Source organism: Aquimarina sp. MAR_2010_214, from assembly GCF_002846555.1.
In the GTDB taxonomy this organism is placed as follows: Bacteria; Bacteroidota; Bacteroidia; order Flavobacteriales; family Flavobacteriaceae; genus Aquimarina.
Genome location: NZ_PJMS01000001.1, coordinates 5,383,024 through 5,403,744, shown reverse-complemented (window position 1 = coordinate 5,403,744; position 20,721 = coordinate 5,383,024). Strand labels below are relative to the sequence as shown.

Annotated in this window: 20 protein-coding genes; 14 read left to right on the top strand and 6 right to left on the bottom strand. The window is 33.7% G+C overall.

The features are described from left to right. Positions 1 to 174 precede the first annotated feature (174 nt). The 6 genes from radC (at position 175) to ATE84_RS23240 (ending at position 6,220) form a co-directional block, all read left to right on the top strand. A complete protein-coding gene (radC, locus tag ATE84_RS23265; RefSeq protein ID WP_101450197.1) occupies positions 175 to 873 on the top strand; it encodes a DNA repair protein RadC in 699 nt (232 codons plus the stop codon). A 45-nt stretch (positions 874 to 918) separates the two neighbouring features. Next, positions 919 to 2,223 (top strand): hypothetical protein, encoded by a 1,305-nt coding sequence (locus ATE84_RS23260; RefSeq protein ID WP_101450196.1) that lies wholly within the window; start codon positions 919 to 921, stop codon positions 2,221 to 2,223. Beyond that, a complete protein-coding gene (locus tag ATE84_RS23255) occupies positions 2,216 to 2,902 on the top strand; it encodes a YjjG family noncanonical pyrimidine nucleotidase (RefSeq protein ID WP_101450195.1) in 687 nt (228 codons plus the stop codon). Before ATE84_RS23260 ends, ATE84_RS23255 begins: the two co-directional genes overlap by 8 nt. Before the next feature lie 548 nt (positions 2,903 to 3,450). Beyond that, positions 3,451 to 4,026, top strand: a complete 576-nt coding sequence (locus tag ATE84_RS23250) for a hypothetical protein (protein WP_101450194.1) — start codon at positions 3,451 to 3,453, stop codon at positions 4,024 to 4,026. After that, the gene (locus ATE84_RS23245; RefSeq protein ID WP_101450193.1) at positions 4,023 to 5,408 is read left to right on the top strand and encodes a DUF5723 family protein; all 1,386 of its coding nucleotides are present in this window, start codon (positions 4,023 to 4,025) and stop codon (positions 5,406 to 5,408) included. Before ATE84_RS23250 ends, ATE84_RS23245 begins: the two co-directional genes overlap by 4 nt. 5 nt (positions 5,409 to 5,413) lie before the next feature. After that, the gene (locus tag ATE84_RS23240; RefSeq protein WP_101450192.1) at positions 5,414 to 6,220 is read left to right on the top strand and encodes a hypothetical protein; all 807 of its coding nucleotides are present in this window, start codon (positions 5,414 to 5,416) and stop codon (positions 6,218 to 6,220) included. Positions 6,221 to 6,270: 50 nt separating this feature from the next. On the opposite strand, the gene ATE84_RS23235 is transcribed toward ATE84_RS23240, so the two are convergent. Continuing rightward, positions 6,271 to 7,554, bottom strand: a complete 1,284-nt coding sequence (locus tag ATE84_RS23235) for a replication-associated recombination protein A (protein ID WP_101451217.1) — start codon at positions 7,552 to 7,554, stop codon at positions 6,271 to 6,273. Between the two features lie 183 nt (positions 7,555 to 7,737). Between ATE84_RS23235 and ATE84_RS23230 the strand changes: the two genes are divergently transcribed. Further along, positions 7,738 to 8,481, top strand: a complete 744-nt coding sequence (locus ATE84_RS23230) for a rhomboid family intramembrane serine protease (RefSeq protein ID WP_101451215.1) — start codon at positions 7,738 to 7,740, stop codon at positions 8,479 to 8,481. A gap of 6 nt (positions 8,482 to 8,487) precedes the next feature. Here the strand turns inward: ATE84_RS23230 and rlmB are convergent, their stop codons facing one another. The 5 genes from rlmB to ATE84_RS26375 form a co-directional block, all read right to left on the bottom strand. After that, complete coding sequence (gene rlmB / locus ATE84_RS23225; protein WP_101451213.1) at positions 8,488 to 9,222, bottom strand: 23S rRNA (guanosine(2251)-2'-O)-methyltransferase RlmB; 735 nt, start codon at positions 9,220 to 9,222, stop codon at positions 8,488 to 8,490. Positions 9,223 to 9,310: 88 nt separating this feature from the next. Beyond that, complete coding sequence (locus ATE84_RS23220; RefSeq protein WP_101450191.1) at positions 9,311 to 10,768, bottom strand: RagB/SusD family nutrient uptake outer membrane protein; 1,458 nt, start codon at positions 10,766 to 10,768, stop codon at positions 9,311 to 9,313. Positions 10,769 to 10,786: 18 nt separating this feature from the next. Beyond that, positions 10,787 to 13,876, bottom strand: coding sequence for a TonB-dependent receptor (locus tag ATE84_RS23215; RefSeq protein WP_101450190.1), 3,090 nt, complete (start codon positions 13,874 to 13,876; stop codon positions 10,787 to 10,789). A gap of 279 nt (positions 13,877 to 14,155) precedes the next feature. Further along, the gene (locus tag ATE84_RS26840) at positions 14,156 to 14,566 is read right to left on the bottom strand and encodes a SusD/RagB family nutrient-binding outer membrane lipoprotein (RefSeq protein WP_369828570.1); all 411 of its coding nucleotides are present in this window, start codon (positions 14,564 to 14,566) and stop codon (positions 14,156 to 14,158) included. Positions 14,567 to 14,631: 65 nt separating this feature from the next. Beyond that, complete coding sequence (locus ATE84_RS26375) at positions 14,632 to 15,105, bottom strand: SusD/RagB family nutrient-binding outer membrane lipoprotein (protein ID WP_255412059.1); 474 nt, start codon at positions 15,103 to 15,105, stop codon at positions 14,632 to 14,634. Positions 15,106 to 15,661: 556 nt separating this feature from the next. Here ATE84_RS26375 and rpsL point away from each other — a divergent pair. The 7 genes from rpsL (at position 15,662) to rplW (ending at position 20,712) form a co-directional block, all read left to right on the top strand. Then, entirely contained in the window at positions 15,662 to 16,036 is a 375-nt protein-coding gene (gene rpsL / locus ATE84_RS23200) for a 30S ribosomal protein S12 (protein WP_024770883.1), read from the top strand. Positions 16,037 to 16,059: 23 nt separating this feature from the next. Beyond that, positions 16,060 to 16,536: a 30S ribosomal protein S7 gene (rpsG, locus tag ATE84_RS23195; protein ID WP_024770882.1), complete on the top strand. Its 477-nt coding sequence runs from the start codon at positions 16,060 to 16,062 to the stop codon at positions 16,534 to 16,536. A gap of 10 nt (positions 16,537 to 16,546) precedes the next feature. After that, positions 16,547 to 18,673 carry an elongation factor G gene (gene fusA / locus ATE84_RS23190; protein ID WP_101450188.1) on the top strand — a complete coding sequence of 709 codons (2,127 nt, stop codon included), beginning with the start codon at positions 16,547 to 16,549 and terminating at the stop codon, positions 18,671 to 18,673. 11 nt (positions 18,674 to 18,684) lie between these two features. Continuing rightward, positions 18,685 to 18,990, top strand: a complete 306-nt coding sequence (rpsJ, locus tag ATE84_RS23185) for a 30S ribosomal protein S10 (protein ID WP_010181931.1) — start codon at positions 18,685 to 18,687, stop codon at positions 18,988 to 18,990. Positions 18,991 to 19,169: 179 nt separating this feature from the next. Continuing rightward, complete coding sequence (gene rplC / locus ATE84_RS23180; protein WP_101450187.1) at positions 19,170 to 19,787, top strand: 50S ribosomal protein L3; 618 nt, start codon at positions 19,170 to 19,172, stop codon at positions 19,785 to 19,787. Continuing rightward, positions 19,787 to 20,416: a 50S ribosomal protein L4 gene (gene rplD, locus ATE84_RS23175; protein ID WP_101450186.1), complete on the top strand. Its 630-nt coding sequence runs from the start codon at positions 19,787 to 19,789 to the stop codon at positions 20,414 to 20,416. Before rplC ends, rplD begins: the two co-directional genes overlap by 1 nt. Before the next feature lie 5 nt (positions 20,417 to 20,421). Further along, complete coding sequence (gene rplW / locus ATE84_RS23170) at positions 20,422 to 20,712, top strand: 50S ribosomal protein L23 (RefSeq protein ID WP_101450185.1); 291 nt, start codon at positions 20,422 to 20,424, stop codon at positions 20,710 to 20,712. Positions 20,713 to 20,721 lie beyond the last annotated feature (9 nt).

Sequence of the window (20,721 nt, the reverse complement as noted above, 5' to 3'; positions counted from 1 at the left end):
TATAGTAAAACTTTCATTTTCAAACAAATATATACGGTAAAATAATATAGAAAGGCAATAAATGAAGTGTTAATATGATGATATTAATTCAGGAATAAGTTGTTGTAATTGAGATAAATAGTTTATACTTACAGGTAGGATTTACAGACTATTTTTAATTGTTAAAGTTGTAATATGAGTAAATTAAATTCTTCATTTTCTATCAAGGAATGGAGTGAAAATGATCGTCCAAGAGAAAAATTAATCGCTAAAGGGAAACAAACACTAACAGATGCAGAGCTGATTGCAATACTAATTAGTTCGGGTAATCGTGAAGAAAGTGCCGTTGCATTAAGTAAACGTATTTTGGCTAGTGTAGATCATGAAATTAATATGTTAGGGAGATTATCAGTGAAACAATTGATGAGTTTTAAGGGTATTGGTGAGGCTAAAGCTATAACCATTGTTGCTGGTTTAGAATTAGGAAGAAGAAGAAGAGAAGAAAGCGTACCAGTCGTGCCAAAAATTACTTGCAGTAAAGATGCATTTTATCTTTTTCAACCTATCATTGGAGACCTTGAACATGAAGAGTTTTGGGTGTTGTTTTTGAATAATGCAAACAAAGTACTCCAGAAAAAGCAAATAAGTGTTGGAGGAAAAACAGGAACTTTGGTGGATGCCCGGATCGTTTTTAGATCAGCATTAGAATATGGAGCTACAGGAATAATAATTGGGCATAATCACCCTAGCGGAACATTAACACCTAGTCAGTCAGACAAAATGTTGACCCAAAAACTAAAACAGGCAGGGGTAACTTTGGATATCAATCTACTAGATCATCTTGTTGTTACAGAAAAAAACTATTTTAGCTTTGCAGATGAATCCATATTATAGAAGTGAGACATACGGAATTATAAACCATAATTCATAATACACAATATGCTATTAATTCACGTACAAAAAATTACCCCAAGAGTATCTTATACGTTTAAACAAATGTGCAAGCGGATATTGGGTTTGGATGTTGATCTAACATCTAAAATAGAAACTTTTATCGCTCATGATGGTCCTAAGCTTTCGTATGGAAGACAACCGTTGGGAAAGGAGCTTTATTTTCAGAGTGTTGATTTGCTTTTTGAACATGGATTGAATAACATAGATGTTCAAGTTTTTGATTGGGAAGAAACAAAATGTTTTTTTGATGTTAAACATACTGATTCGGCATTACCTTTTGACATTTTTGCAGCTGCTTTTTATCTTTTAACACGGTATGAGGAATATTTACCGCATGTAAAAGATAATATGGGACGTTTTCCAGCTACAGAAAGTATAGGATATATCCATGATTTTTTACAAGATCCGGTAGTAGATATATGGGCATATAAATTAAAAAAAGTTCTTTTAGAGAAATATCCTGATCTCGAATTTCGAGAAAAGAAATTTACAATTATCCCTGTTATTTCTGTAAATCAGACTTTTGCGTATAAGAATAAAGGAGTTTTACGATCCATAGGTGGAGGGATTCGTGATTTATGGAAATTGCAGTTTGATGAACTAACAGATAGAATTAAGGTCTTGATTGGACTAAAAAAGGATCCATATGATGTATTCGATTTTATTATTCAACTTCAAAAAAAGAAGAAAAGAAAGGCTAAAGTGTTATTTGGATTAGGAGACTATTCTAAATATGAAAAAAATGTAGGTTATAATCGTCCAAAACATCATACTATTATTAAACATATCGCAGATTATATCGACGCGGGACTGAAAGTTTCATATGAGGCTATCACTGATTTGTCGCTTTTGAAAAAGGAAAAATTACGAATAGAGAATATTGTTAATAGAAGACTTCAATATGCGCTTTGTTCCTTTTTTAAAATAAAATTACCAGAGGCATATCGCAATTTTATCGAATTAGAGATAGAAGAAGATTACTCTATGGGGTACCCGAAACAATCTGGTTTTAGAGCAGGAACTTGTTCTCCGTTCATGTTCTATGATCTTGATTATGAAGTGCAGACTCCTTTGATAGTGCATTCCTTTTGTTTTGCCAGTCAGGGTGATAGAGAGGATATTAATGATATGATGTCTGCAAGAAAAGAAATCAGTATATATATGGATAAAGTAAAAGAGGTAAACGGAGTTTTTATTCCGGTTTTTAGTAATACATTGTTTAGTGATCTGCAAAACCAACCCTTTTGGAAATCAATTTTAGAATTTATTTGGATAAAAGAAGATGAATAATACAATAAAGCATATTTTTTTTGACCTGGACCACACTCTTTGGGATTTTGATAGAAATTCATCTCTAGCTTTTAAGATGATTTTTGAAAAATTTAATATCAATACTAAAATAGAAGATTTTCTAGCTATATATCAACCAATTAATATGAAGTATTGGAAGTTATACAGAGAAGAAAAAGTAAGTAAAAAGCAACTTCGTAGAAGTAGATTAACAGAGGCTTTTATGCATCTTGATATAGCATTTTCTTTAGAAATTATAGATACAATGTCTGATGATTATATTAATTTTTTGCCACTGCATAACTATTTGATTGATGGAACCCAGGATTTATTAGAATATCTCAATCCAAAATATGATTTGCATATCATTACCAATGGTTTTAGAGAAGTGCAGAACAGGAAACTATCAAATTCTGGAATATCACATTATTTTAAAACTATAACGAATAGTGAAGAAGCGGGAGTTAAAAAACCAAACCCTTCTATTTTTGAACAAGCAATACAGAAATCTGGCGCGAGAATTGATTGTAGTATAATGATTGGAGATAATTATGAAGCTGATATAATGGGAGCAGAAGCGGTAGGATTTCAAACTATATGTTTTAATTATCATAAAGAAAAATTACCACCGCATCATATTCAAGTTTCTGACTTAAAACAGATTAAAAATTATCTTTAATCATAAATATTTATATTTTAGTTATGAAGTTAAGATGACTTTATTGTAATTTATTCTAGGAAGATTTAATACCTCTGGCTCTAGACTTACGATTAAAGTTTGAAAGCACATCGCTCTAAATGCTCTACGAGTTTATCCAAGAGAAACTAACTTCAATTCAGATATCCATCCTCTCCTGAAACTTTTTGAATAGTCTAAACATTGATTATTAAGTATTTTAAACTATATCTTATAATACCCAAAATAATTTAACAATTTGAAAATAGGGTATTCATAATTTATACTGTTGTTATAATAAAAGATCAAAAGTGAATCTTAAAAATAAAGAAAATCAACAGGAAATAACGATATAGATAACTAATAATTCAATAACTCATCTTAACTTTTTGTAATTCCCTATAAATACTTTTTTACTCAAAATTGTTTTTTATTGTTTCATGCCGACGCTATGTAATGCAAAAAAACAATTTTGAATGAAAGAATACTATTTTTTCGGTTGAACCTAAAAAGCTAAGATGAATTCTGTGTAAAAAGCTTTTCTCAAAAAAATGAAAATAAAAAAAGTTTATGTATGGCTCTGTATCATATGCATATTAATGCCATTAATTTCTTGCGTAAAAGATGTAGATTTTGATCAGGTAGAAGATGTAGTACTTACCCCGGTCTATGAGATAGACTTCGTGTATTCTCGATTTGATACAAGTAAATTTGTAGATTCTAATATAGATCCAACAATTGTTATTCCAGAAGTATTAGTAAATGACACTTTTAACTATGATCTTTTAGGAACTGATTTTGTAGTAGATAATTTAGAACGTGTAGAATTAACTTTTAAGTTTACAAATACAATTAAACGTGATTTTAATTTTGATTTTGGATTCTTAAACGATAATGGTGAGCGTATAGGGCCTTTATATAGTATGATGGCCAATTCGGGAAATGGAACAGGTAAGAATCCTATTATCACAACAAAAGTAATTGTCCTAGATAATGTTACAATCAACGTTTTGAAAGATGCTACAAAACTATTTTCTTCGATAAGAGTACAAAATGTAAATAGTGATTTGCAAGGGATTCTTGAGTTGCGATCCAAGGGAGCTTACTTTTTTAATTACGAGCTATGAGGATTGTTGTGTTTTTGCTTATGAGTTTGTTGGGGTGTATGGGATATTCTCAAAATAAGGAGACTTTATATGATTTTACCGATCTTCCTCAATCTTTAATGCTTAATCCTGGAGCTGATATTAATTTTGATTACCATGTAGGAGTGCCTTTTTTATCACAGCTTCATGTAAATGTGGGATTAAGAGGAGCATCTATTTATGATGTGTTTGCAGATGATGGAAGGGATATTAATGATAAAATAGAAATTACGCTTAATAAACTAAGCAGTAATGACTATTTAACTTTAACACAACAGTTAGAACTTATTAGCTTTGGTTGGAAAAGTAAGAGAAACAAAAATATTTATTTCTCAGGAGGAATTTATCAAGAATTAGATGTTATTGGATATTTTCCAAAAGATTTTGCAGTTCTTGCTTATCAGGGAAATCGAGATTTCCTTAATCAACCGTTTCGGTTTTCGACTATAAATGGATCTGCAGAGTTGTTAACAGCATACCATTTTGGGTATACAAAAAAGGTGAATAAAAAATCAACTTTTGGAGTCCGAGCCAAATTATATTCTAGTATGTTTCATGTTCGTAGTGCTAAAAATAAAGGGATTTTTACTACAATAGAAACGTCAGAAGGAAATAATATTTACCAGCATGTGATTAGTAATGCAGATGTTACTTTAAGAACATCAGGTTATGCATCTCTTGAAGGAGCTGAGGAAAGAGAAGTTACAAAAAAATTAATAGGAAGAGCACTTTTAGGAGGTAATCTGGGGCTTGGTGTAGATATAGGGTTTACTCATAAAATAAATCAACAACTTACTATTACAGGAAGTGCAAATGATTTGGGGATGATATTGTATGCTAAAGATGTAGAAACTTATCAGGCACGAGGTAATTATGTTTTTGAAGGGTTTGAAACACCGATTCAGTTTTCTGGCGAGGATTCTCAAAATTTTTTAGATGAACTTGAAGAAGCTGTCTCGTTTGATACATTGAGGAAAGCATATATAACCATGCGCCCTTTAAAATTGAATAGCTCGGTTAAGTATTCTTTTAATCGATATGATGATGGTACATGTGATTGTTATCTTAAAGGAGAAAAACCTCCATATATGGATGCGGTTGGGATACAGTTATTTACTCAATTTAGACCCAAAAGACCTCAATATGCGGCTTCATTGTTTTATTATAAGCGGTTTTTTAATTTTTTGAGGACAAAACTTACCTATACCATTGATGATTATTCATATTATAATATAGGATTTCTTACATCTATTCATATTAACAAAATTAATTTTTATATTTCAGCTAATAATTTGCTAGAATATACTAACCTTGCAAAAGCAAGAGGTATTTCGGTACAACTAGGTTTTAATGTTATAATGTGATAGATATGCTACGTATTTTGTTTTTAGGGATTATTTTGATTTCTACATTAAGTGTTAATGCTCAAAAAAATATCAATGAATATAAATATGTGATAGTACCCAAGAGCTATAGCTTTTTAAAAGGGGAGGATAAATATCAACTTAATTCGCTTACTAAATTTTTATTGACTAAATATGGTTTTGAAGCTTTTATACAGAGAGAAAACTTCCCAGAAGACCTTAAGGCTAATGGCTGTAAGGCATTAAGAGCTGATCTAAAGCGAAAACAAGGTTTGTTTTTAACAAAATTAACATTAGAACTAATAGATTGTAATGGTAGTGTTGTATTTACATCTGTAGAAGGGAAAAGTAGAGAAAAAGAATTTAAAGCTGCATATCATGAAGCTCTCAGAAACTCATTTAAAAGTATAGGAGCTCTTAACTACAAGTATAGTGGAGATAAAGAAGAAAAGATAGTTAAAAGAGATATAGTTAGTGAGTCAAGCAGTAAAAGGAAAAATCCAAACTCAACTAAAGAAGTAAAAGAAAAAACTATAGAAGTTATTCCTCCTTCAGAAAACTCTATTACATATCTTTTTAATGATGTGAACTATGTGTTTGTAAAGCAAGAATATGGTTATGAGATGTTTGGTAGTGAAGAAAAGCAAAACTCTATAGGGAAAATTTTTAAATCGGGAAGTGGGAAAAATTATATAGTTCAAGCAGGAGATTTAAGTGGAAATGGATATTTTGATGGATACGGTAATTTTATATTAGAGCGTATTAATCCAGTAACCAATAAGCTTATTACAGATACATTTGCAAGACAGTAACGTTTGATCATTCTTTAAAAGAAATGATTAAAAATGAGTAAAAAAAGAAACTAATACTCATACTTATCACCCCATCTTGATTTAAGAAATGCTCTAAATGACTGCTCACGTTGGTTATCACCTGGATCATATAATTTTGTGTTGGTAACCTCGCTAGGAAGAAATTCTTGTTTTACAAAATTATCTTTATGATTATGAGCATATTTGTAATCTTCTCCATAGCCTAATTCTTTCATTAATTTGGTAGGTGCATTTCTTAGATGTAGTGGAATAGATAAATCACCTGTTTGCTTTACTAATTGCTGAGCTTTATTTATAGCCATGTATGATGCATTGCTTTTTGGCGAAGAAGCAAGGTAAACTGTACATTGACTTAATATAATCCTAGCTTCTGGATACCCAATAGTATTGACTGCCTGAAATGAATTATTTGCCATAATCAAAGCAGTTGGATTAGCATTTCCAATATCTTCAGAAGCTAGTATGATCAATCTTCTAGCAATAAATTTAAGATCTTCACCACCCTCAATCATTCGTGCAAGCCAGTATACTGCAGCATTAGGATCACTGCCTCGAATAGATTTAATGAAAGCCGAGATGATGTCGTAATGCTGTTCTCCTGTTTTATCATATCGTACAGTGTTTTGTTGCACTAATTTTGAAACCAAATCATTCGTGATTATGATAGGTTCCTGGTCCTGACTAGAAACAATTAGTTCAAAAATATTTAACAGTTTACGAGCGTCTCCACCACTCAATTTTAATAAAGATGCTGTTTCATCGAGTACTATTTTTTTAGATTTCAGGTGTTCATCTTCTTGCATGGCTCTATGTAGCAATGCTTCTAATTCTTTTTTTCCAAAAGGGTTAAGGGTGTACACCTGACAGCGAGATAAAAGTGCAGGTATTACTTCAAAACTTGGATTTTCAGTAGTCGCTCCAATAAGTGTAACCCATCCTTTCTCTACAGCACCTAATAAAGAGTCTTGTTGGGATTTGCTAAAACGATGAATCTCATCAATGAATAGGATAGGGTTTTTGGCGGTAAACAGCCCTCCACTTTGTTTGGCTTTGTCTATAACTTCCCTTACTTCTTTAACACCACTGTTTATTGCACTTAGAGTATAGAAAGGCCTTCCTGATTCGGTAGCAATAATATTAGCTAATGTTGTTTTTCCGACACCAGGAGGTCCCCAAAGTATTAAAGAGGGGATAAGCCCTTTTTTGATCTGTTGAGTTAGAGAACCATCACTACCAATAAGATGTTCTTGACTAAGGTACTGTTCCAGAGATTTTGGGCGTATTCGTTCTGCAAGTGGTTTATTTGTATTCATAGCTGCAAAGTTACAAAGCTTCATTGGATCTGAAAGGAAAATAAATCAACTAGAAAATGAGTTAACATAGTATTAAAATAACCATGACTCTAAATCGAAAATTGTAATTCAAAATTAGTAATGACCTGTCATTTTAACCGGACTTTACTTTTTGGACTTTTTTTTGATATAATTAATAATACTATGCAAGAAAAAGAAACTCATTTTAAATTTAATACAGGAGTAGTAGGGTATCCACTATTGTTTGTGCTCCTTATTTGGATAGTTTTTTGGTTTGAGGTTCGTTTTGATATTAGTTTTAATCATTTTGGAGTGTATCCTAGAACAATTACTGGTCTAAGAGGTATTATATTTTCCCCTTTTATTCATTCTGATATCACACATTTGTGGCATAATACATTACCACTATTGATTTTATCAGCTGCGTTATTCTTTTTCTACCAAAAGAATGCATGGAAAGTATTATGTATAGGGATTTTTCTTACCGGTTTCTTAACCTGGTTATTAGGGCGACCTGCAAATCATATTGGAGCAAGTGGGGTAATCTATATGCTTTTTGGGTTTTTGTTTTTTAAAGGTATTGTGGCAAAGCACTTCCGGTTAATAGCATTATCTTTTGTTGTGGTCTTTATTTATGGGAGTATGGTAATGTATGTGTTGCCTATAGATCCTAAAATTTCATGGGAAGGTCACTTGTCTGGTATTATATCTGGGGCTGCGCTAGCATTTTTTATTAAAAAAGGAGTAGTACAACCAAAAAAATATATTTGGGAATCCGAACATTATAAACCTGAAGAAGATGAGTTTTTAAAGCATTTTGATGAGAATGGTAATTTTATCGAAAACCTGCCTCAGGAAGATTTAGATGAAGAGATTAGTGTTATATACGAATATAAATCTAATACAGATAAATCTGAAGGAGAATAGTCGGTATTATAACCTTTGTCTTATAACTTCATATAAAAACACACCACAGGCTACAGATACATTTAATGAAGCAATATCTCCATACATAGGTAGTTTAGCTTGTTGGTCCACTAGTTTTAGTACAGATTGGGAAATACCTTTGCCTTCACTTCCCATGATAATTGCAGTAGGAATGGTTAGATTTGTATCATAAATAGTAGTGTCAGCTTTTTCTGTAGCAGCTACTATCTGTACACCAGAACCTTGTAAATAAAACATAGCATCTTTTATATGATCTACCTTGCATATTGGAATTTTGAATACTGCACCAGCCGAAGTTTTTACGGTATCTGCATTAACGGGTGCTCCTCCCTTTTTCTGAATTATAATTCCGTGTACTCCAGTGCATTCTGCGGTTCTAATTAAAGCTCCAAAATTACGAACGTCAGAAAGTTGATCGAGAATCAAAAATAAAGGAGTCTCTCCGGATTCTATAACATTTATGACAAGGTCTTCGAGGTCATGAAAATCAATAGGAGAGGTGTAGGCGACAGCGCCTTGATGATTACTACGGGTTAATCTGTTTAGTTTTTCTACAGGAACATAGTTAATGGTGATATTATGTTTCCTTACGAGATTCATTAATTCTTTGGCTAGGTCACCTTGCAATCCTTTTTGAATAAAAAGCTTATCAATAGTCTTACCAGATGTTATAGCTTCTATAATGGCTCTAATGCCAAAAACCAGGGAATCATTTTTCATAGGTTGCAAAGATAAGTATAAAAAAATATCCCGATGAAATTTCATCGGGATGTTTTTTATCATATAAGTTACTTGTTTTCTTTACAAACTAGTAACCAGAGTTTTGCTGACCGCTAAAACCAGTATTTGCATTTATTTCAGCTTGAGGAATTGGGAATTGGAATCTGAAATTACCAGCAGGTATTGTTAATGCTTCAGGTGCAGTTCCTGTTCCATCTATAACTTCTCCATTATTAGAACGAGAAATACTTTCTCCCCTTCTTTTAATGTCAAAAAATCTATGTCCTTCGAAAGATAATTCTACTCTTCTTTCAAATTGAATAGCATCTTCAAGAGCTGTTCCAGTTTCTGTTCCAGCAACAAAAGGAGAATACCTAACTGCTCTTAACTGATTTAGACTTGTTAAAGCTGCAGATTCTTGATTTAATTCAAACTGAGCTTCTGCCTTATTTAAAACAACTTCTGCAGCACGCAAAACTTTAATATCAGCACGGCCGTTTATTTGTCCTTCTTCTCCAAGAAACTTTTTAATTCCATTGAAGCTTACTCCTGTGTTAGATGCAACATATTGCATAACATCTTTTCTGGCATCATCATTTGAAACACTATTAAAGAATCCAAAATCGATTGCATACTCTAGGATATCATTACTAGAATTTGCTTGACTATATAAAACTCCAACATTATTGTTAGTAGTTTCAGTAGCTGTATTTATTCCTAATTCTATAACAATTCCAGCATTATTAGAATCAGTATAAACTCCAGGGAGTTGTGCAACTGTTGCAAGCGGAGTAGTGACTTCATTAGCAGCATCGATTGCTTTTTGATATTCACCGTTATATAAGTAGATTCTTGATAAAAGACCATAAACGCCATTTTTATCTAATCGTCCTTCACCATTACTAGTACCAATAAGAGTACTTGCTCTTTCTAGATCTTCAATAATTTCAGAGTAGTTTTCAGCTACAGTTTCTCTTGAAGGAGTGGCAAGTGGATCACCGGTATCACCATCTTCAACTTTTAAGTATACAACACCTAGAGAAGCATTTGCACCAGTATTTTGTGTAGGCACTTGACCATACATTCTTACTAAATCAAAATGAGCCCATGCTCTAGCTGCTAACGCCTGACCTAAAATATTATTTTTCTCAGCACTAGCTGATAAATTGTCAATTTGACCAATAACTATGTTAGCGACATTAATGGCTTCATAGGCTTCACTCCAATATAATTGAATAGCACCTGCCGTTGTTGCAACATATCTATAATCATGATAGACGTCATTAGATTTTCTACCACTCTGTACTTGTATTGTATTATCAGATAGTATGTCAGGAATTCCTTGATAACCAGATCCTGGACTAGCATAATAGTTCCGCATTTGAAGGTAAATTCCATCAATACCATTTTGGAAAGAGCTAAGATCCGTTAAAAATGTTTCAGGATTAACCTCAGTAAAGGGTTGTAGATCGTTTAATTCGTCGTCACAGGCAAAAAAGCCGAACGTAAGGAATAAAACAATTAATTTTGAAATATTATTTTTCATTATTTTATTTTTTAAATTTTAAAAACCAATCTCTACACCAAAAAGGTAAGATTTAATCTGTGGATAACTAAACTGTGAGAATGATCCGGCAACGAAACCAGCATCTCCTGGTTCACCATTTTCAGCTGATCCAAGACCAATTTCAGGGTCACCTTCATAATCTGTAAAGGTTAAGATATTTTGCCCGGTAACATAAAGTCTCAGTTTGTCTATTGGTAATACATCTATAAACTTTCTAGGAACAGTATAGTCTACAGTTAAAGTTCTTAGTCTAACGTAGTCTCCTTTTTCTAAGAATCTTGTAGTTGCAAATTGATCGGCATCATTTTGGAAAAGAGGACTTGGTAGTACGTTTGTATCACCAGGTTGTTTCCAATAATTGAACGCGCTAGTACGAAGGTTTGAATCTATATTTCCAATAAATTCTCCACTTGCTCTTTGTCTATTTAATATGTAGTTTCCTGCTGAAAATACAAAATCTCCTCTTAATCCAAAACCTTTGTATTTTAAGGATGCGAAAAAGCCTCCTTGCATATTCGGTAGCGGGCTTTTGTCTTTTTGTATTTTTAAATCACCAGCACTAAAGGTTTCTGTGATATTACCATTTAAATCAACATATTGAGGAGCACCATTATTAGGGTTCACACCAGCATACTCAACTAAATAATGAGAAAACGTTTCTTCTCCCTCTCTTAGAATAATATTTCCGAAAACACCTGTAATGATATCTTGCCCATCTACTAATTTTTTCACTTTATTATCGATGAAAGTTATATTACCTCCAAGAGAAATAAGAAGATCTTGGGTTTTGATAATATCAGCATTAAGGCTTATTTCAACACCTGAATTTTCAATTTCTCCTACGTTAGAAAATAAACCATTATCTTCATCTCCTACGGTTTGAGAAATAGGTCTGTTTAATAATAAATCACGAGAATTTTTCTTAAAGTAATCAACAACACCGTTTATTCTGTTGTTTAATAATCCAAATTCTAAACCAATATCAAGAATAGCTTGTGATTCCCATTGGATTTCAGGATTACCCACTCTTAAAGGACGAAGTGCAGTGTTTCTGTTATAAGTAGAGAAATCTGCTGCATTGATAAATTCGAAATCAGGTATATTCTGATTTCCAGAGGTACCATAAGAAGCTCTTAATTTAAGGTTATTGAAAGCAGAAGACTGTAAGAAAGATTCTTGTGCTATATTCCATGCTAAACTACCACTGTAAAAAGTACCAAACTTATTATCTGGCCCAAATCGTGATGATCCATCACGTCTTACAGAAACTGAAGCAATATATTTTTCTTCATAGTTATAATCACCAAAAAATGCTTGAGAGAATAAAATTCTTCTGGCTTCATTTCCACCAGCAGCTGTTGCTTCAGCGGCAACATCTAAAAATGGAATGTTAGGAGAAGGAAATCCTCTTGAAGAGACAAATTTTTCGTTTCTTATACTTTCATTATACTCTAATAATATACTAGCATTAAGGTTATGTGAATCATTAAAGGTATCAGTATATGTGAACAGGTTACTTACATTATATTCAAAATCAATATTGATGTTTTCAGTTTGTGTTCCTTCAAATCCTGCAACCCCGATAAATCCTTGTAATACCCCACCTGGAAGTGATCGATTGGTTCTATTAAATCTATTGTTAGTTAAACCTACAGCAAAACGATTTGAGAATTTATCTGAAAACGCAATATCTGCATATACACTACCTAAGAATAAAAGATTTCGGTTATCTTCTGGTTCTGTGGTTAAAGCTTCTGCAATTGGGAAAAATATCCCTCCACCACGGTTGAAAACAGGTCTTCCATCTGCATCAGTTACGATAGCACCATTTGCATCTCTTGCATATAACGGAGCATAAGGATTGTAGTCGTACATTCCTCTAAATGGATTCTGAACATTGTTTCTATCTCTTGGTAGATCTGTTGTACTACGTGCAGCAGATACATTTGCTCCAATACTTAACCACTTCTTTGCTTGGTAAGTAGTGTTTAATCTCGCTGATATCCTTTCAAAACCATCAATACGATCAATAATTCCAGTATCTACATTGTATCCAAGTGATAGGAAATATGTCAAATCTTCAGATCCTCCTGATATAGATAATGAATTATTCTGTATTACAGACGTTCTTAGAAGTTCTTCTTCCCAATCAGTGTCCAATGCAATCAGTGCTCGTAATTGTTCGGGAGTAGATGTAGCTCCAGGAAGACTTTGTGCTGCAGGCACACCAATAGATCCATCAGTGTTTCTTAAAGCAGCAAATTGACGTTCAATCTCTAATTTTTGTTCTGCATTCATTAGATCAAAAGGATCAGAAGTACGCTTTCCAAAACCGTAAGAAGAGTTGAAACTAATTTTAGCTTCACCAGCTTTACCTTTTTTAGTTGTTATTAAAACAACACCATTTGCACCCCTAGAACCATATTTGGATGCAGAAGCTGCATCTTTTAATATAGATAATGACTCAATGTCATTAGGGTTAAGATTGTTTAAAGGGTTGAATTGCTCATTTTCATTAATAGGTATTGGTACACCATCAATAACATACAAAGGAGTTGTACTAGCATTAATGGAACCAACTCCACGAATTTGTACAAATGCTGTGTTACCTGGTCTACCATTTGCTGCTGTTACTGAAACACCAGCTGCTTGACCTTGAAGAATGTTGTCAATACTCGTTGTAGGGACAAAATCTTCAATATCTTGTGCTGCAACTGTTGATATAGCTGCAGTTACTGTGGACTTTCTTCCAAGACCATAGGCAGTTACTATAACTTCTTCAAGTTCTGCTGATGAAGTTGTTAATTGAACACTAATTGAGGTGTTATCCCCAACTATTACCTCTTTTGTCTCGAATCCGACATAACTAAAAGAAAGTACAGCACCTCGATTTGTTTGAAGTGTATAGTTTCCATCAAAATCAGTTTGAGTACCACTTGCTGTATTTTTTACAACAACATTAACTCCAGGAAGAGGTAACCCTTTATCATCGGTTACAGTTCCTGAAATCATTTTTTCTTGTGCAAAAGTGAATTGCACAACAAACGCTAGTAGTAGCGTTAAAATTCCACTAAACTTTGTTCTCATTTTACAATTTATTTGAATTAGCCAGTTCCAAAATTCATCATAATATCTTAATAAAACAACTTTTAGTTATTAAAAATTTAAAAATAAGAATCGCAAGAGGCCAAATATTTATAATAGTAGATGGCTTTTTTTACACTAGATTATGGCACAAAAACAAAAGAAAACCTGTAAACTGAATTACAGGTTTTTAATTTTGATTTAAAAGATAAGTACTTAGAAATTAGTGTTGTAACTATCATAATTTTTTAAACTTATTTCTAATAATGTCGATCGCAAACCTTATTGATCCCAATCAACTTTTGGCTTAAATAAATCTGCTTCACTAGGGCCTGGAGTATTTGTGTTAAATAATAATTCGTTACTAGAATAATTCCATCTTATTGGTACTTGTGTCCCAGAAGTAGGGGTGAGATTTGGAAAACCAGTCCTTCTATAATCATTATAAACTTCTGGTTGTGCAAAAAGCTCAATATATTTCTGAGTATAAATATGAGGATCTAAAGCAATACTTCCTACGCCGGGGTTAACAGCCGCATTACCGATATAAGAGTTATACTGAGTACTTGTAAGATCTACTTCTTCAAAGGGGGCTTCGATACCAGCTAGATAAGCTGTAGAAATTGCGGCGTCACTTCCTCCTGTTCTTGATAAACATTCGACTTCTATGAATTTAATCTCTCTATATGAAATTAAATCTTGCCCAAACGCACTTATTAAATAAGAATGGCCTGTCTTGAATGTTTCAGAAAAAACAGCTACTCTATAGGAGTCATTAAGGCATCCATTAAGCTTTTTATAAATGGATGGAATTCAGTATCGCCTGTTCTTCCATCGTTAAATCTGTACCATTGACCAGGTTTGGTAGATGTATAAGTATATCTTAGGTTGTCAGCTCTTGCTGCGAAAGATGCTTGAGCGTCTGTTAATGCTTCGGTGTAACTACCTTGATGTAAGTGTGCTCTCACTCTTATTGCTCTTGCTGTTTTTATCCATAATGAAATATTACCCCATAAAAAACATCTCCTCCTTATATCTGTAAGGGGGAAATCCCCGTCTTCTTTTTCTAGGTTTTCAATACCGCCTTGCATTAAGGGGAAAATAGCAGGATAGATTACTTTAGCTTGATCATCAAACTTGGGTGAGGTGATATCAAGGCCTTGACCTGCTTCGGTAAAAGGTATGTCTCTCCATTCATCTGCGGCTAATATTAATGAACGTACCTTGAGTATTTGTCCAAACCTTGTTTCCAGTCTAATAAAAATGAAAATTTTTGCAGCTAAAGCTGTTTTTCCATCCTAAAATGAAATCAGGGTTTGGCTTACCAATCGATCGTTGTGTTGGATCCACTGCTTGATATCCGTATTCTGAAGATCAAAAACAGAAGTTACTTGGTCGATTGTTGTTTGTGAGGTGAAATCAATACTAAATCTTTGACCTTTGCTTCCTTTTTTTGTGTTCTTAGTGATTTTGAAATGGTGTTAATTAGTGCAGTGATTTGGATTTGTGTGATGGGTTGTTTGGTTGAAAGGGTATGAAGTGTGTGTGGTAAAAAGAAAAGTGTGTAGATGTTTTTAAATTATGACACTACTTTAAAGTTTAGAATAGAAGGTTTTATTCTTGATTATAATTAGTAATAAGATTGTTTTACCTCATTTATTTTATGTGAGATCTATAAAGGAATAAAAATTAATCCCTTAGGATTTGATTTGCTGAAAAATATTTCTACCTTTGCAGCCCTTTAAAAGGGATATTATAAAATTATTTAATAATAGTGTAAAGCAAATTATGCCAACAATTTCACAATTAGTAAGAAAAGGTAGAGCCAAAATAACTAAGAAGAGTAAATCGGCTGCTTTGGATTCGTGCCCGCAACGCCGCGGTGTTTGTACACGTGTTTATACTACTACACCAAAAAAACCAAATTCAGCTATGCGTAAAGTAGCTCGTGTTAGGTTAACAAATGGTAAAGAAGTAAATGCGTACATCGGTGGTGAAGGACATAATCTTCAGGAGCATTCGATAGTATTAGTTAGAGGTGGAAGGGTAAAAGACTTACCGGGAGTTAGATATCACATTGTTCGTGGAGCTTTAGACACCGCTGGTGTTGAAGGAAGAACGCAACGTAGATCTAAGTATGGTGCTAAACGCCCTAAGAAGTAATTAAAAAACTTTAAGAAGAAGACATGAGAAAAAGAAAGGCTAAAAAAAGACCGATTTTGCCAGATCCACGTTTTAACGATCAGTTAGTTACACGTTTTGTGAACATGATGATGTGGGATGGAAAGAAATCGACAGCTTTCAAAATATTCTATGATGCAATCGATATCGTAGAAGAGAAAAAACAAAATGACGAAAAAACGTCTTTAGAAATTTGGAAAGATGCATTATCTAATGTGATGCCACACGTAGAGGTGCGAAGCCGTCGTGTAGGAGGAGCAACTTTTCAGATTCCTAATCCAATCAGACCAGATCGTAAAATATCTACTGCTATGAAGTGGTTGATTCAATTTTCACGTAAAAGAAATGAGAAATCTATGGCTCAGAAACTTGCTGCAGAGATTATAGCTGCAGAAAAAGAAGAAGGAGCTGCTGTTAAGAAAAGAGTAGATACTCATAAAATGGCTGAAGCAAACAAAGCATTCTCTCACTTTAGATTTTAATCATTAAGAAATGGCTAGAGATTTAAAATATACTAGAAATATAGGAATTGCTGCGCATATTGACGCAGGGAAAACTACAACTACCGAACGTATTCTTTACTATACCGGGGTGAGTCATAAAATAGGTGAGGTGCATGATGGTGCAGCTACGATGGACTGGATGGAGCAAGAGCAAGAGCGTGGTATCACGATTACTTCTGCTGCGACTACTTGTGAGTGGAAATTTCCAACAGAAAATGGTAAACCAGTAGATGATACTAAAGGATATCATTTTAATATAATTGATACTCCGGGTCACGTTGATTTTACGGTAGAGGTAAACCGTTCTTTACGTGTGCTAGATGGGTTAGTGTTTTTGTTTAGTGCTGTTGATGGTGTAGAGCCTCAATCAGAAACTAACTGGAGACTTGCTGATAACTATAAAGTACCAAGAATTGGTTTTGTGAATAAAATGGACCGTCAAGGATCTAATTTTATGGAAGTATGTCAGCAGGTTAAGGATATGCTAGGTTCTAATGCAGTACCTATTGTATTAAATATTGGTGACGAAGAAGATTTCAAAGGAATTGTTGATTTGGTAAAGAACCGTGCTATTGTATGGCATGAAGAAGGACAAGGGTCAACGTTTGATGTTATTGATATTCCGGATGATCTTAAAGAAGAAGCAAGAACGCTTCGTGGTAAACTTATTGAAGAAGTTGCTGCGTATGATGAAGATCTTCTTGAGAAATTTATGGAAGATGAAGATTCAATTACGGAAGAAGAAGTGCATGCTGCGCTAAGAGCTGCTGTAATGGATATGAGTATTATTCCTATGATCTGTGGATCTGCATTTAAAAATAAAGGTGTTCAGTTTTTATTAGATGCGGTATGTCGTTATTTGCCTTCTCCAACGGATAAAGAAGGTATTGCAGGTATAAACCCTAATACAGATCAAGAAGAAATACGTAAGCCAGATGTAAAGGAGCCTTTTGCGGCTTTAGCTTTTAAAATTGCTACAGATCCTTTTGTAGGACGTTTAGCGTTTTTTAGAGCTTATTCTGGTCGTTTAGAAGCAGGTTCTTATGTGTTGAACAATCGTTCTGGTAAAAAAGAACGTATTTCTCGTATCTATCAAATGCACGCTAATAAGCAAAATGCAATTGAGTATATAGAAGCTGGAGATATTGGAGCTGCTGTTGGATTTAAATCTATCAAAACAGGAGATACACTCACAGATGAGAAAAACCCTATTGTTTTAGAATCTATGGACTTCCCAGATCCTGTAATTGGTATTGCGGTTGAGCCTAAGACTAAAGCAGATGTTGATAAATTAGGGATTGGATTAGGGAAATTGGCCGAAGAAGATCCAACATTTACAGTGCGTTCTGACGAAGCTTCAGGACAAACAATCATTTCTGGAATGGGTGAGCTTCACTTAGATGTTATTGTAGATCGTTTAAAACGAGAATTCAAAGTTGAAGTAAATCAAGGTCAGCCACAAGTAGAGTACAAAGAAGCTATTACTGCTGTAGCAGAACATAGAGAAGTGTACAAGAAGCAATCTGGTGGACGAGGAAAATTTGCAGATATTGTATTTACAATTGAACCAGCAGATGAAGGTGTAGTTGGACTTGAGTTTATTAATAAGATAAAAGGTGGAAACGTACCAAAAGAATTTGTTCCTTCTATAGAGAAAGGTTTCAAAATGGCAATGGTAAATGGACCTTTAGCTGGTTATGAAGTGGATGCTATTAAAGTAACATTGACTGACGGATCTTATCACGATGTGGATTCTGATCAACTATCTTTCGAATTAGCTGCAAAATTAGGTTTTAAAAATTCAGCAAAAGCTGCTAAAGCCGTAATTATGGAGCCGATTATGAAATTAGAGGTTATTACACCAGAAGAAAATATGGGTGATATTGTAGGGGATCTTAACCGTCGTAGAGGACAAGTAAGTGATATGGGAGACCGTGCTGGAGCAAAAACTGTAAAAGCAACTGTTCCACTTTCTGAAATGTTTGGATATGTAACAACATTAAGAACATTGTCATCTGGTAGAGCAACATCTACAATGGAATTTTCTCACTATGCTGAAACTCCTTCTAATATTTCAGAAGAAGTAATTGCAGCTGCAAAAGGAGTTAACGCTTAATTATTACAGAAATGAGTCAAAAAATCAGAATAAAACTAAAATCTTACGATCATAACTTAGTAGATAAGTCTGCCGAGAAAATCGTAAAGACGGTAAAGAGTACAGGAGCTGTAGTAACTGGGCCAATTCCTTTACCAACACATAAGAAAATTTTTACTGTGCTTCGTTCTCCACACGTAAACAAAAAATCCAGAGAGCAATTCCAATTAAGTTCTTATAAAAGACTTTTGGATATCTATAGCTCTTCTTCAAAAACGATTGATGCGTTGATGAAGCTTGAATTGCCAAGTGGAGTAGAAGTGGAGATTAAAGTGTGATAAAACTTTAATAGTAAGTGCGCTTACAATAAAATGTCCCAAGCTGTATGCAAGGGAAAAACGGCAAAAAAATACATTCAGGGTTGAAAGTATTTTGACCCTGTTTTTTTGCAAAAGAATAAAATAAATTGAAAGTAATTTCAATAGAGAATAAGTAAATCATTAATAAATAATTAAATATGTCTGGGTTAATAGGAAAAAAGATCGGCATGACCAGCATCTTCGATGAAAATGGAAAGAATATTCCATGTACAGTGATCGAAGCTGGGCCATGTGTGGTAACCCAAGTCAGAACTGATGAGGTTGACGGTTATGAAGCTGTTCAATTAGGTTTCGATGACAAAGCAGACAAAAATGCTACTAAAGCGGCTCTAGGTCACTTTAAAAAAGCAGGAACTGTTGCTAAACGTAAAGTTGTCGAATTCAAAGGTTTTGATGAGGAGTACAAATTAGGTGATACAGTAACTGTTGAGCACTTTGCCGAGGGAGAATTTGTTGATGTGTCAGCAACTTCAAAAGGAAAAGGTTTTCAAGGGGTTGTGAAAAGACACAATTTTGGCGGTGTTGGTCAAGCAACTCACGGTCAACATAACCGTTTAAGAGCTCCTGGTTCTATCGGTGCTGCATCATACCCTGCAAGAGTTTTCAAAGGAATGAAAATGGCAGGAAGAATGGGTGGAGATCAAGTAAAAATTCAAAACTTAAGAGTGTTAAAAGTAGTTCCTGAAAAGAATATACTTGTTGTTAAAGGATGTGTTCCTGGACATAAAAACGCTTATGTAACGATTCAGAAGTAATGAAAGTAGCGGTAATTGATATAAACGGAAAAGAAACAGGAAGAAAGGCAGACCTTTCTGATGCTGTTTTTGGTATAGAACCAAATGATCATGCTGTATACTTAGATGTGAAGCAATACTTGGCTAATCAGCGTCAAGGTACTCATAAAGCTAAGGAACGTGCAGAAATTGTAGGTAGTACTAGAAAGATAAAGAAACAAAAAGGGACGGGTACCGCAAGAGCAGGTAGTATAAAGTCTCCTATATTTAAAGGTGGAGGTAGAGTTTTTGGTCCTAGACCACGTAGCTACTCTTTTAAATTGAACAAGAACTTAAAGAAATTAGCGCGTAAATCTGCACTAAGCATTAAGGCAAATGACAAAGCGATAACAGTAATTGAAGACTTTACTTTTGATACTGTAAAAACTAAGAATTTTACTGCTGTTTTAAAGTCTTTAGGACTTGAAAACAAAAAATCTTTGTTTGTGTTGGCAGAGTCGAATAAAAATGTATATTTGTCGTCACGCAATTTGAAAAGTTCAGAAGTTGTAACTTCTTCAGAATTAAGTACTTATAAAATACTTAATGCGAATAATGTTATTCTTTTGGAAAGTTCTTTGAAAGGAATTGAAACGAATTTAAGTAAATAGAAGCCATGAGTATCTTAATAAAACCTATTATTACAGAAAAGGCTACTGCAGATAGTGAAGTGTTTAATCGCTATGGTTTTGTAGTAGACAAGAAAGCGAATAAGGTAGAGATCAAAAAAGCAGTTGAAGCTGCTTATGGTGTATCTGTTACTAAAGTTCGAACATTAAATGTCCGTCCAGACCGTAATACTCGTTATACAAAAACAGGTATGGTTACTGGTAAAACAAGTGCTTATAAAAAAGCAATTGTACAGGTGGCGGAAGGTGAAGTAATTGATTTATATAGTAATCTTTAAGACTAGAAA